Raw genomic sequence first — 13594 nt, forward strand, 5'->3', positions numbered from 1 at the left:
GCCCTTCCGGGCCACCGCCACGACGTCATCACGGAACTCTTTCGGATATGCCTTTGCCATAACTGACATCCTTCCAGCGAGAATCAAATCTCACAGATCAGATGACAACCGAACTCTGGGCAGACCCGAGGTAGACACCCATGTCCTCCGCATTCCATCGAAAGCGCGTGCTCGCGGTCTCCGCCGCACTCGCCGTCTCGGCCCTCGCCCTGGCCGGCTGCTCCGGCGCCAACTCCGGCGGGTCCGCCTCGGGCGGCTCGTCCTCCGGCTCGATCACCATCGGCACGACCGACAAGATCACCACCATCGATCCGGCCGGCTCCTACGACAATGGTTCGTTCGCCGTCGAGAACCAGATCTACCCCTTCCTCGTCAACTCCCCGCTCGGCAGCCCGGATGTGAAGCCCGACATCGCCGTCTCGGCCGACTTCACCTCGCCCACCGAGTTCACGGTCAAGCTCAAGCCCGGGCTGAAGTTCGTGAACGGCAACGACCTCACCTCCTCCGACGTCAAGTTCAGCTTCGACCGCATCGTCGCGATCGCCGATGAGAACGGCCCGTCGTCACTGCTCGGCAACCTCGCGAGCGTTGCAGCACCCGACCCCACCACCGTGGTCTTCACCCTGAAGAACGCGAACGACCAGACCTTCGCCCAGGTGCTCTCGAGCCCGGCCGGCCCGATCGTCGACGAGCAGGTCTTCTCGCCCACCGCGCTGACCCCCGACAACGACATCGTCAAGGGTCACCCGTTCGCCGGGCAGTACGACATTTCGAGCTACGACTTCAACAACACCATCCAGTACAAGGCGAACCCGAACTACCAGGGACTGCTCGGAGCCCCGAAGACCGAGACCGTCAACGTCAAGTACTACGCCGAGGCTCCGAACCTCAAGCTCGACATCCAGCAGAACAACATCGACGTCGCCTATCGCAGCCTCTCGGCCACCGACATCGCCGACCTGTCGACGAACAGCAAAGTGAAGGTCGTCGACGGTCCCGGCGGCGAGATCCGCTACATCGTCTTCAACTTCAACACGATGCCCTACGGTTCCACCACCTCCGAAGCCGACCCGGCCAAGTCGCTCGCCGTACGCCAGGCCGTGGCCGACCTGATCGACCGCGACGCCATCGCCTCGCAGGTCTACAAGAACACGTACACACCGCTGTACTCCTACGTTCCCGCAGGCCTGACCGGTGCGACCACCGTTCTGAAGGACCTCTACGGAGACGGAACGGGCAAGCCGAGCGCCGACAAGGCGAAGTCGACCCTCGCTGCCGCTGGTGTCACCGGGCCGGTCACGCTGAACCTGCAGTACGTCTCCGAGCACTACGGTCCCTCATCAGGCGACGAGTACGCCCTGATCAAAGACCAGCTGGAGTCGAGCGGCCTGTTCACCGTCAACCTGCAGACCACCGACTACGTGCAGTACTCGAAGGACCGCACGGCCGACGTCTACCCGGAGTACCAGCTCGGCTGGTTCCCCGACTACTCGGACGCTGACAACTACCTGACGCCGTTCTTCTCCGCCGACAACTTCCTCGCGAACCACTACGAGAACACCGCCGTGCAGGACGAGATCACCAAGCAGCTCAGCGAGACCGACCCCGCTGCACGCCAGAAGGAGATCGAGGACATCCAGGCCAAGGTCGCGGCCGACCTCTCGACGATCCCCTACCTCCAGGGCTCGCAGGTCGCCGTCGTCGGCTCGAACGTGAACGGTGCAGCAGACACGCTCGACGCGTCGTTCAAGTTCCGCTACGGAGCCCTCTCGAAGAGCTAGGCACTCCGCACCACTCGTGGGGGCGATCCGGATCCAGCGGATCGCCCCCACATTTCTCTGTATCCTCTGTACCAGCCTGCCCACCACTGACGATTGGCACCCATGACAGCGACTGTTCCAGCTGTTGGCATACCCGCCCCCAGCCCGACATCCAGGCCCACTTCCAGGCGGCGCATACCCGGTGGGGGGCTCGGCCGCTACATCGTGGTGCGGTTCCTGCTGATCATCCCCACCATCTTCATCCTCGTCACGCTCGTCTTCTTCCTGATGCGCGCCACGGGCGACCCCATCACAGCGGCACTCGGTGGCCGCCTGAGCGGAGCGCAGCTGCAGGAGCGCATCCACGCGGCCGGGTACGACCGGCCCATCCTCGTGCAGTACTTCGAGTACCTCGGCCAGATCGTGACCGGCAACTTCGGCACGAGCATCAGCGACAACCGCCCCATCACGACCATCCTCGCGACCTACGGGGTCGCAACGCTGGAGCTGGCGTTCTACGCTCTCATCGTCGCCTTCATCGTCGGTATCCCGCTCGGAATGCTCGCCGCATACTTCCGCGACAAGGGCCAGGACGCCGTGCTCCGCGTCTTCGCCATCCTCTGCTACGCGACGCCGGTCTTCTTCGCCGGCATCCTGTTGAAGCTCGTCTTCGCCGTCTGGCTGAACGTTCTGCCGGTGGCGGGGCGGGCATCCACCTCGTCAGAGCTCGAGATGCAGTTCCTGCCGAACAAGACGGGCATCTACCTCATCGACGCCTTCCAGACCGGCGACCCGGCGGTGATCAGCGATGTGCTCCTGCACGCCATCCTTCCGGCGATCGCGCTGGGCCTGCTCACAGCCGGCGTGTTCCTCCGCCTGGTCAGGACGAATGTCATCGGCACCCTCTCGACCGACTATGTGGATGCGGCACGTTCGCGTGGCGTCAGCGAGTTCCGTCTCGTGCGAAAGCACGCCTACAAGCCGGCCCTCATCCCGATCATCACGGTGATCGGCCTGCAGATCGCCCTGCTGCTCGGCGGGGCCGTGCTCACGGAGTCGACCTTCGAGTGGAAGGGCCTCGGCTTCCAGCTCGCCCAGTACCTCGCCGCCCGCGACTTCGTCGCCGTGCAGGGCATCGTCGCCCTGCTCGCTGTCATCGTCGCCGTGACCAACTTCATCGTCGACATCATCGCCGCCCTCATCGACCCGCGAGTGAGGTACTGAGCATGACGAACTCCCCGACCCGTACGAAGTCCACGCCCGCCTCCGCGAGGGTCTCCCGGCCCGCGAGACGCTCGCTGCTCTCCCGCCTCCCTGTCGTGCACCAGCTCCGCCAGAGTGTCGGCCTCCAACGCGGGATGCTCGTCGCCGGCCTCATCATCACCGGCGTCTTCGTCATCTGCGCGGTCTTCGCGCAGTTCATCGCCCCCTACGGTTTCGCGCAGCTCCGCGGCCCCGACGGCCAGTTCGGCGCCCAGCTGCCACCGAGCCCCGAGCACCTCTGGGGCACCACCGTCGGCGGCTACGACGTTTTCTCCCGGGTGATCTGGGGAGCGCAGACCGCTCTCGAGGTGATGGTCGTGGCCATTGTGCTCTCGATCTTCCTCGGCGTCTTCCTCGGCCTCGTGTCCGGGTACTTCGGCGGCTGGCTCGACCGCATCCTCGTCGTGCTGGCGGATGCGATCTACGCGTTCCCGTCGCTGCTGCTGGCCATCGTGATGTCGATCGTCATCTCGGGCGGCCAGTCGAACCTCTACGGAGGCATCCTCGCGGCGGCGATCTCCATCACGGTGGTGTACATCCCGCAGTACTTCCGTGTCATCCGCGCGGAGACGGTGCGCATCAAGAGCGAGGCCTTCGTGGAGTCGGCGAAGGTCATCGGGGCCTCGAACGCCCGCATCATGGTGCGGCACGTCCTCCGGAACTCCACCCGCACCCTCCCCCTGATCTTCACCCTGAACGCCTCGGAGGCCGTTCTCACCCTCGCGGGGCTCGGCTTCCTCGGCTTCGGAATCGAGCCGACAGCTGCGGCCGAATGGGGCTACGACCTGAACAAGTCGCTCTCGGACGTGACGAGCGGCATCTGGTGGACAGCCGTCTTCCCGGGTCTCGCCATCGTGCTCTCTGTGCTCGGCGTCACGCTCGTCGGCGAGAGCCTGAACGACCTCGCCGACCCACGCCTCCGGGGTCGACGCGCGGTGGCAGCGACCGCAGGCGACGTCGCCGCCACCTCCCAGACCGACACCGACACCAACACCTCCCATCCGGAAGGGCGCCAGTCATGAGCGGCCAGGCCAAGACCATCGTCTCGATCGAGGATCTCGAAGTCTCCTTCTCCACCGACGCCGGAGCGATCAAGGCCGTCAACCGGGTCAGCCTCTCGGTGGCCGCGGGCGAGGTGCTCGCCATCGTCGGCGAGAGCGGGTCGGGGAAGACCGTCACAGCGAAGTCGATCCTCGGGCTCCTGCCGGAGACCGCGACCGCCCGGGGGACGATCATCCTCTCGAACCGCGAAGGCGGCGGAGCATCCGGGGCCGGCAATTCACACAGCAACGATGTGCTGAGCCTGTCGAAGAAGCAGCTCCGCGGCATCCGGGGTTCCGACGTGTCGATGGTCTTCCAGGAGCCGTCGACAGCGCTCAACCCGGTCTACACCGTCGGCTGGCAGATCGCCGAGGGGCTTCGCGCACACGGAAAGTACACGCGTGCAGAGGCGAAGGCCAAGGCGATCGACATCCTCGGCCGCGTCGGCATCCCCGACCCCGAGACGCGGGTGAACTACTACCCGCACCAGTTCTCGGGTGGCCAGAAACAGCGCGTCGTCATTGCGCAGGCGCTCGTGCTCGATCCGGGACTGATCGTGGCCGACGAGCCGACGACCGCCCTCGATGTGACCGTGCAGGCCGAGATCCTGGACCTACTGCGCCGCTGCCGCGACGAATTCGGCACCGCCATCGTTCTGATCACGCACAATATGGGAGTGGTCGCCGACCTTGCTGACCGGGTCGCGGTCATGTACCAGGGAGAGGTGGTCGAGCAGGCCGACGCCGTCACCCTGTTCTCCGATCCCCAGAACGACTACACGAAGAAGCTCCTGGCCTCCGTGCCGCACATCGGCCAGGGGGCGCTCCAGACGGTGGAACGGGCATCCGCTCGCGCAGCCGACTGGCAGAACGCCGCTCCGGTCGTCGTCGCCTCGGGCCTTCGCATCGAGTATCCGGGCCGGCTCGGTCGCGGTGGATTCGTCGCCGTCGACGGGGTCGACTTCGAGATCCGGGCGGGCGAGGTGCTCGGCCTGGTGGGCGAGAGCGGATCGGGCAAGACCACCATCGGCCGTGCGATCGGCGGACTCACCCGCGTGACCGGCGGATCCCTGAAGGTGCTCGACCACGAGATGAACGGCATCCGCGAGCGCGTCTTCAAGAAGGTGCGGAGCGACATCGGCTTCGTGTTCCAGGATCCCGCCTCGAGTTTCAATCCCCTGCTCACCATCGCCGACTGCGTGGCTGAACCGCTGGTCGTGCACGGCCGTGCCGGCAATCCACGTGAGGCCAGGGCCCGCGTCGACGAACTCCTGGAGGCGGTGCAGCTCCCGAAGAGCTACGGCGACCGCTACCCCCACGAACTCTCGGGCGGCCAGCGCCAGCGAGCCAGCCTCGCCCGGGCGATCGCGCTGGAACCGGCACTGCTGATCGCCGACGAGCCCACCTCCGCGCTCGACGTCTCGGTGCAGGCGAGGGTTCTCGAACTCTTCGCGGAGCTGCAGCGCGAGTTCGGGTTCGCCGCGCTCTTCATCAGCCACGACCTCGCCGTGGTCGATCTGCTGGCCGACCGCATCGCGGTGCTCTACAAGGGCAAGCTCGTCGAGGAGGGAACCGGTTCTGAGGTGCTCGGCTCGCCGAAGCACCCTTACACCCAGCGCCTGCTCGCGTCGCTGCCCGTGCCCGATCCGATCGAGCAGGCGTCACGGCGTGAGGCACTGCGGGCGCTTCGCGCCGATGAGGCCCGCGCAGCCGGTACCTCGTAAACTGTCTGCCGTGAACCAGAAGCCTGCTTCCAGCCAGACCGTGATGCTCAGCGCCGCCGGTGCCGAGTTCACGGCGTATGTTGCGACGCCGCAGATCCCGGCGGAACAGTACAAGGGTGCCGTCATCGTCATCCACGAGGTCTGGGGAGTCGTCGACCACATCCGGAGTGTCGCAGACCGATACGCGGCCGAGGGGTACCTGGCCATTGCCCCCGATCTGATGGATGACCTCGGTGCGTCGTCCGACGAGGCCGAGAAACTGCAGCGGCAGCTGGTCAGCGCAGACCCGACTGAGCTCGCTCGGGGCCAGGAACGCCTTCGCGAGCTGATGGCCCCCATCACGGAGCCGGCCTTCGCGACCCGGGCCATCCACCGGCTGATCGCCGCCGTCGACCACCTCCACCGGCAGGAGGCTGTTGCCGGCCGGATCGCCGTCACGGGGTTCAGCTTCGGCGGCAGCTATGCCTTCAGCCTCGCCGTCGCCGATTCGCGGGTGCGAGCATCCATCCCCTTCTACGCCTATGTGAACCTGCCCAGGGAGCTGCTAGGCGAGATCGCCTGTCCGATCCTGTACTTCGTCGGCGAAGACGACCCGGCGCTCTTCCAGGCGCTGCCGGTCCTGACCGAGCAGATGAAAGGTGCCCACGTCGATTTCACCGCGATCGCCTACCGGAAGACCGGTCATGCCTTCTTCAACGAGTCGAACGCACACGCCTACCGCAAGGACGCAGCGCAGGATGCCTGGAAGAAGAGCCTCGCCTTCCTGGCCGAGAACCTCGCGCCGACCCGCTGACGTAACGACCCGCTGACAGACCGACCCGCTGACAGACCGACCCGCTGACGACCCGAGGGGAAGATGACCGGATGAGCGCCTTCGACCTGGTACGGCGAGCATTCGGCTGGTCGCTGAAACCTCCGTCTGTGAGCGAACAGCCGCCAGACGACGTGGCCGTCGACACATCGATCCTGACCATGCTCCGCACCCTCGGGATCGCGATGCTCGCCTCGAGCCAGGCGACGAACGATGTGGAATCGACGCTCTATGAGATCGCCGAGACCTACCATCTGACCGGAATCCGCATCGCGGTGCTGCCGACTCTCGTGGTGTTGCAGCTGGACAGCATCCCCTCCGTGGCGGTGGACACGGGCATCATCAGCACAACCCGCATCGCGGCGGGACTTGCCGACGAGGTGCGCTCCGCGAGCGGTCGCGGCAGTGCACACAGCGGCATCGGAGACCCCGTGCGCGCCGGTCGCACCGATCTCGATACCGTTTCCTCGCTTTCCGTGCGGCTCGACCAGGCCGCCGCCATCGACGAGCTGGTGAACGAAGCACGGCTCGGGAGGCTGAACCCCGACGATGCGGCGACGAGGTTTGCGATCATCCGGTCGTCCCGTCCGCGTTTCCCGGCGTGGATGATCGTGATCGGGCACACCGTGCTGTGCCTGGGTTTCGGGCTCACCCTGAACCCGACGCTCTCGGCGGTGCCCGCCTATGTGCTGCTCGGTGCGATCGTGGGGCTGATGCTGCTCCTCGGCCGGAAACTCCCCACCCTCGCCAGCGCGATGCCCGTCTTCGCGGCGTTCATCGTGACCATCGTCACCGTGTTGTTCCTCACCGGGCCGGCAAGCGGCGACCCGCTGCGGCTGATCACCCCGGCGCTGGTGAGCTTCCTGCCGGGACTCACCCTGACGGTCGCCTCGATCGAACTGACCAGCAACCAGATCATCGCGGGCGCGAGCCGGATCGTCTACGGAGTCGCCCAGCTTTTGCTGCTCACCTTCGGGGTCATCGCCGGCTTCACGGTCACAGCGAGTGTCTCGATGCTGAGCGTCGGCGTGCAACTGGGCTGGTGGACCTCGGTGCTCGGGGTCGCTCTGGTCGCCGCCGGCTACGTGCTGTTCCTGTCGGCGCCGAAGAGATCGTTCCTCTGGATCCTGCTCGCGCTGTTCGTGGCCTACGGGGCCCAGTCGCTCGGAGCAATCGCCATCGGTCCGCAGCTCGGTGGATTCGTCGGGGCCCTGGTGATCGTGCCGATCAGTCGGCTCTTCGCGCGCTTCCGAACGGCACCACCGGCCACCGTCATGACCCTTGCCTCGTTCTGGCTGCTGGTTCCCGGAGCCCTCGGCTTCATCGGCATCAGCGAAACTGCAACAGAGAGCGCCGGGAGCGCCTCCACCATCGTGAACACTGCACTGTCGCTCTTCTCGATCGCGCTCGGCATCCTCGTCGGAACAGGTCTCACCCGCGACTTCGACCGCGCGCGGCGAGCGAGAAGGGCGCTGAACGTCCTCCCCCCACCACGGTCGTGACCCCCGTCCCGTCCCGTCACTTCAGCGGAAGCAGGAACCCGTCGTCGATGAGCTTCCGGATGCGCGGGAGCACATCATCGATCAGCGCGTCCTCCTCCACCTCCAGCAGATGGGCGATCGCCCCGCAGAGCTGGCCGAGCGTGAGATCCCCATCGCAGGCACCCACCAGCGCGGCCAGCGCCGTATCGAGAGAGACAGTTCGGGCGAACCCGCTGCCCTGCCTGAGCGTCATGACCGTCGGATTCTCCTGCCCCGGCCAATAGTGGCGTTCCTCTGTCACATCGGAGGCATAGGTCACAACCGAGGCCAGCAGACCGGCGTCACTCAGCGCCGCCTGCCAGTCGCGGCCCTCCAGCGCCGCCTGGAAGTACTCCCCCAACCCGGCAGGGTTGTCACCCCGCCCGCCATGGAGCGTCTCATAGCGCGCGAGTCTCCCGCCAGTGCCGGTGAGGGGCGCACGCAGCAGCACGTAGCCGAAACCGACCCGAGTGACGTGCCGCGAATCGAAGTCGTCGAGCCACGCTTCGTACAGCTCATCGAACTGCGCGGTTCCGGGGCGGGTGCCGCCGTCACGGATCCACGTCTCGGCGTACAGAGCGGCATCCTGCAGCTCGCGTTCGATGACCCATGCGTCGAGACCCGTCGGCTCGATCCAGCTCCGCACCCGATCGAGGCCCGAGTCGGCGGAAGCTGCGTGGTACTCCCAGTTGCCGAGAAGCTGCGCAGTGCCGCCGGGAGTCAGGTGCTCGCCGGCCTCACGGATGATTGTCTGCACCAGCGCGTCACCGACCAGCCCGCCATCGCGGTACTCATACAGCGGCACGCCTTCCCGCCGCGGAGTGATGACGAACGGCGGGTTCGAGACGATCTGGTCGAAACGTTCATCCTGAATCGGCTCGAACAGACTCCCCAACCGGAACTCGATGTTGTCGACCGCGTTCAGCTCGGCGTTCAGGCCTGCCAGCCAGAGGGCCCGTTCGCAGATGTCGGTGGCGACCACCCGGCGCGCGTGACGCGATGCGTGGAGCGCCTGGATGCCGCAGCCGGTGCCGAGGTCGAGGGCTGAGTCGATGGGCGAGCTGATCATGAGCCCACTCAGGGTGGTGGATGCTCCCCCGATGCCGAGCACGTGATCTTCGCTGAGCGGATGTCCGAGAGCGAGTTCGCCGAGATCGGAGAGAATCCACCAGCTGCCGGCACCGAGCGTGTCGACGAAGCTGTACGGTCGCAGGTCGAGGAGCGCGCGGAGTCGTCCGGCGGCGGGGCCGTCGGGTGCGTCGCCGACCAGGCCGAGGGCTTCAGCACCCGCACTGCCGAGTTGCGGAAGGGCTCGGTCGACCTCAGCTCGGTCGAGCGGCTCGTTCAGGACGAACAGCGCGGCGAGAGCCTCTGCCCGGGTGAACGGAAGACCCTCCGCGCGCCGCCGTGCCAGTGCGCGGAGGGCCGGCAGCCGTTGCCCGCGGAAGAGGGCAGCCGCTGCGTCTTCACCCCACAGCCTGCCGACCGTCTCGACGCTGAAAGACGAGGTGATCAGATCGCGGCGGAGGTCGGCGGTGAGAGTGGAGCCCATCACCCCATTCAAGCGCACCCGCCAGCGCGTGCTCGACTCGTGCACTCTGCTGCTGCCGCGCCCTTCGGGCTTGCCTTCGGATTGATGGGTTCTGGATGCGCATGGCTGAATCGGTGGTGCGCGATGGTCGGCGACGATACGAAATATGGGTGGTCGGCTGTGATGGCCGGGTGCAGGGCGCACTGTGACGTCGTCGTGTGAGGGCGCGGGTGAGGGCGCGGGTGAGGGCGTCGATAGTGGGCCCGAGTGGTGGGCCCGGGTGGTGGGCGTCGTTTTACCCGGTGTCGCTGGACTGGTCGTCTCGGAGTTGATCGTCTACTTCATGGTCTGGTGGGTGGTGGCCGGGCGGTAACTGCCTGGCCCGGTTCTGTTGGCAGGGTCTGGGTGTTTGGTTCCAGTCGAGTGATGCGGGTGGGATGACGTGGGGGGTGCCGTTTCGGATGGTCAGTATCCAGCGGGCTTTGTGCACGTTTGAGTGGTGGAAGTGACAGAGCAGAGCCCCATTGTCGAGGTCCGTCAGCCCACCCGGGTGGGTCGGGGATAGCCACCCGTCGACGTGGTGCGATTCGCACCAGGAGGGGGGTGCGTTGCAGCCTGGCCAGACGCACCCGCCGTCGCGTGCGGCGAGGGCGCGGTTCTGGGCGGTGGTGAACAGGCGCCGGGTCTTGCCGTGCTGGATCACCTGCCCGTGCTCACCGAACAAGGTCGTGATGACATCCCCGTGACACAGGAGCGTTTCAACGGTCGTGTACGGGACGGGTTCGGTGAGCCCATCGATCCACCCCACACCCCGCCCCGAGGTCACATCCTCGAGGGTGGCGTGCAGGTTCACGGCCGGCGCCGCACCATTCAACCGCGGCACCGCTGGGTCCTTCGCCCCCAGCTCAATCAGCTGCACCAGACCATCGGCGCGCTTCTGACCTGCACTCCGCGTATCCGCCGTCACAGCATCACCCAGCACACCGTCACCGCCTTCGTCGCTACCGTCATCGCCGTCGTCGCCGTCGTCGCCACCGACGCTTGCCGGGTCGGGTTCGAAGGAGACAATCCGGGGGCTGGTGAACGGTTCGAGGGCGGCGCCGATGATCCCGGCCATCGAGCCTGTCAGCATCCCCGTAATGCGCGTCATCCCTGAACAGTGCGGCGTCAACGTCAAATACCTGCGTTCGAACAGGTCTGCGTCTCGGGGCTCGGCACCGTCAGGATCGAGGTGCTCCCGGTACCTGATCGCGAGATCATCGACCTCCCGAACCGAATACCCAAACCCCCCGACCCGATCCTGCGCGTACGACACCAGACCACCCTCAGCCTCCTCCACCTGTTCGGTGAACCCGACCCGAGAAGCCACGTCGGTGAGGCGGGTGGTGATCCGCTCCGCGACATCTACCCCGATGTCGCCCCTCGCAAGAGCCTCCGCGACGCGGGGGAACAATGGCGGGTTCGGCAGACCGACCAGAGACATCGTCGTGTGCGTTCGGGTAGCGAGCCGAAGGCGATCCTGAACCGACCGCTTCGACGCCTGCGTCACCGTTTCAAGAAACAACTGAACAGACCGGAACCCGTGAGACTTCGACAACCCCTCATCGCCGTACTCGACAGCAGACAGAGCCGCCACCTCCCCCGCCATCCGCACACGCAGGCCATCAATGATCCGGCCCAACGACTCGACCTCCGCAGTCGCCACCATCACGTCCTCGTCGGCAAGCCCGCAGGGCGCGGCAGCCCCACCGACACCCGCCAACAAGGCGTCGAACCGTTCCCGGGCATCCGAAACCCACCCCATCACCGAAGCAATGTCAAAGGAGGAGGCTGGCTGGTTCATACCAACAGTCAAACACCAACCACTGACATTCCCTCAGTAAATCAGGGTCCCCGCAGGATGAAATCCAAAACTCTCAGAAACGATTTCTGAGCCGACCCGTTAGAACGTCTCGATGCCTTCGAAGTCGTACCCCACGAAGCCCTGCGGCTGAGCGTAGACGACGTTTCGGGCAACGGTCAGCGCCTCTGTGTCGGCATCGAGACGGGCCACGGCGCTCCGCGCAGAATCCTCCGCCGAGGCATCCGAGTCCTGTAACGCCGTGGAAGAGTCCGGGCGGCTGAGAATCGCGCTCGAAGGACCAACGACGAGCTGCACGAGTTCGACTTCCTCTGTGGCAGAGTAGCTCGGGATCTCCACCGACGCCGAGGTGTGATTCGCCCCGAGAGCCGCGACGAAACGAAGAAGCGCGTCAGCGACGCCATCAGATGTGACGAAGGAGTCCCCGGCGTAAGAGATCTTCTTCATGCTTCTAGACTCCGCGTCAGGCTGCCCCAGCACAAGGCTGTTGCACACGTCGGGCGGAGCCGTTATAAGAAGATCCGGTGTCGGGGGCCGCGCGTAGAGTGTGCCCATGATTCATTCGATCGTTCCTCCCTATCTTCTCGAGAAGATCGCACAGACCGATGACGGTCGCATGGTGCGGGCTGCTCGATCGGCTCGCCGCGCGCTGCTGGCGCGAGACTCGGTTCTGGATGCCCGGGCCACCGCAGGCGCGGAAGCCAATCGCACGGGGCCCGATTCCGAGGTTCCGCACGGGGGCTCACCGTCGGTTGCAGCGACAGTGAAGAGGCGTGATGGAGGGACTTTGGCGGAGTCGGCCGCCGGAGCGGTCGCGGCAACCCCGACGCCCTCACGCACGATCTTCGACGCGCACAACACGGAACAGCTGCCGGGGACACGGGTGCGCACGGAGGGATCGGATGCCACCTCCGATGTCACCGTCACCGAGGCCTACGACGGGCTGGGGGCGACGTTCGAGCTGTATGAGAGAGCTTTCGGACGCAACTCCATCGATGGGAAGGGGCTCCCGCTGCTCGCGACAGTCCACTACGGCAAGGACTACGACAACGCATACTGGGACGGCCAGCGCATGGTCTTCGGCGATGGTGACGGCGAGATCTTCGGGCGCTTCACCGCCTCGGTGTCTGTGATCGGGCACGAACTCTCCCACGGGGTGACCCAGTTCACGGCCGGGCTGGAGTACCAGGGCCAGTCGGGCGCATTGAACGAGTCCTACTCCGATGTCATGGGGGCGCTGGTCGAGCAGTTCCAGAAGAAGCAGTCGGCCGGCGAAGCGAGCTGGCTCATTGGCGAAGGGCTGTTCACCGCTGCGGTACAGGGCAAGGCGCTGCGCTCGATGATCAGCCCCGGAACGGCCTACGACGACGACATGCTCGGCAAAGACCCCCAGCCGGCAGACATGGCCCACTACGTGGACACGACAGACGACAACGGTGGAGTGCACCTGAACTCGGGCATCCCGAACCGCGCATTCGCACTCGCCGCGATCGAGATCGGTGGTTTCGCCTGGGAGACGGCGGGGCAGGTCTGGTACGACACGATCACCGGCCCCCTCGCATCCGACGTCGACTTCGCCACCTTCGCCCGCGCCAAGGTGGCCGCGGCCACAGCACGTTTCGGTTCCGGCTCTGCTGAGACGAAAGCCGTTCGCGCAGGTTGGCTGAAAGTGGGAGTCTTGGAGGATGGAGCAGCCGGCTGACACCTCCGGTCTGCGAGATGCGAGTCCGCAGGTCGCTGTCACAGTCGTGCGCACCGGCGGCTTTGCGGGGTTGAAGCGAACGTGGGAGGCGACTGCAGACGACCCGTCGACGGTTGGCGTGTGGCTGGGTTTTGCCGACTCGCTTCCGTGGGGTGCGACGCCGAGAGAGGATCCGCGGAGCGTCGACCGTTTCGTCTACCGGATCGTGATCGCCGTGCACTCTGAGGTGCGGCACGAGAAGACCCTGCCGGAGAGCGCCCTCACCGGCGGCTGGCGCGATCTGGTCGACCGGGTGCAGCAGCAGGCCGACGGCGACGCAGGTTCGGGGCAGTCGCCGGCACCACCGCACTGAGCATTCCGGCTCCGCCCTGCTCCGCCTGAC

The 13594-nt window shown here is 66.2% G+C and carries 11 protein-coding genes; 8 read left to right on the forward strand and 3 right to left on the reverse strand.

What is annotated here, in order from left to right; translation table 11 throughout:
* Positions 1–140 precede the first annotated feature (140 nt).
* From B7R21_RS13140 to B7R21_RS13165, 6 genes are all read left to right on the forward strand, one after another.
* A complete protein-coding gene (locus B7R21_RS13140; protein WP_116283714.1) occupies positions 141–1781 on the forward strand; it encodes an ABC transporter substrate-binding protein in 1641 nt (546 codons plus the stop codon).
* 102 nt (positions 1782–1883) lie between these two features.
* Entirely contained in the window at positions 1884–2984 is a 1101-nt protein-coding gene (locus tag B7R21_RS13145; protein WP_116283715.1) for an ABC transporter permease, read from the forward strand.
* A gap of 2 nt (positions 2985–2986) precedes the next feature.
* Positions 2987–4045 (forward strand): ABC transporter permease, encoded by a 1059-nt coding sequence (locus B7R21_RS13150; protein ID WP_116283716.1) that lies wholly within the window; start codon positions 2987–2989, stop codon positions 4043–4045.
* The gene (locus tag B7R21_RS13155; RefSeq protein ID WP_116283717.1) at positions 4042–5787 is read left to right on the forward strand and encodes an ABC transporter ATP-binding protein; all 1746 of its coding nucleotides are present in this window, start codon (positions 4042–4044) and stop codon (positions 5785–5787) included. The genes B7R21_RS13150 and B7R21_RS13155 overlap by 4 nt, the downstream gene beginning before the upstream one ends.
* Before the next feature lie 10 nt (positions 5788–5797).
* Positions 5798–6580 carry a dienelactone hydrolase family protein gene (locus B7R21_RS13160; protein ID WP_172592171.1) on the forward strand — a complete coding sequence of 261 codons (783 nt, stop codon included), beginning with the start codon at positions 5798–5800 and terminating at the stop codon, positions 6578–6580.
* A 71-nt stretch (positions 6581–6651) separates the two neighbouring features.
* Entirely contained in the window at positions 6652–8100 is a 1449-nt protein-coding gene (locus B7R21_RS13165; protein ID WP_116283719.1) for a threonine/serine ThrE exporter family protein, read from the forward strand.
* A 16-nt stretch (positions 8101–8116) separates the two neighbouring features.
* Here the strand turns inward: B7R21_RS13165 and B7R21_RS13170 are convergent, their stop codons facing one another.
* The 3 genes from B7R21_RS13170 to B7R21_RS13180 all read right to left on the reverse strand — a co-directional run bounded on the left by B7R21_RS13170 (position 8117) and on the right by B7R21_RS13180 (position 11957).
* Complete coding sequence (locus tag B7R21_RS13170) at positions 8117–9670, reverse strand: DUF7059 domain-containing protein (protein ID WP_116283720.1); 1554 nt, start codon at positions 9668–9670, stop codon at positions 8117–8119.
* Positions 9671–9944: 274 nt separating this feature from the next.
* On the reverse strand, positions 9945–11492 hold the full coding sequence (locus B7R21_RS13175; protein ID WP_116283721.1) for an HNH endonuclease signature motif containing protein: 1548 nt from the start codon (positions 11490–11492) through the stop codon (positions 9945–9947).
* A gap of 99 nt (positions 11493–11591) precedes the next feature.
* Positions 11592–11957 carry a hypothetical protein gene (locus B7R21_RS13180; RefSeq protein ID WP_116283722.1) on the reverse strand — a complete coding sequence of 122 codons (366 nt, stop codon included), beginning with the start codon at positions 11955–11957 and terminating at the stop codon, positions 11592–11594.
* A 106-nt stretch (positions 11958–12063) separates the two neighbouring features.
* On the opposite strand from B7R21_RS13180, the gene B7R21_RS13185 reads away from it, so the two are divergent.
* Positions 12064–13212: a M4 family metallopeptidase gene (locus B7R21_RS13185; RefSeq protein WP_116283723.1), complete on the forward strand. Its 1149-nt coding sequence runs from the start codon at positions 12064–12066 to the stop codon at positions 13210–13212.
* Complete coding sequence (locus B7R21_RS13190) at positions 13196–13564, forward strand: protealysin inhibitor emfourin (RefSeq protein WP_116283724.1); 369 nt, start codon at positions 13196–13198, stop codon at positions 13562–13564. The genes B7R21_RS13185 and B7R21_RS13190 overlap by 17 nt, the downstream gene beginning before the upstream one ends.
* Positions 13565–13594: the final 30 nt, after the last annotated feature.

The organism is Subtercola boreus (genome assembly GCF_003399625.1).
Taxonomy (GTDB): domain Bacteria; phylum Actinomycetota; class Actinomycetes; order Actinomycetales; family Microbacteriaceae; genus Subtercola; species Subtercola boreus_C.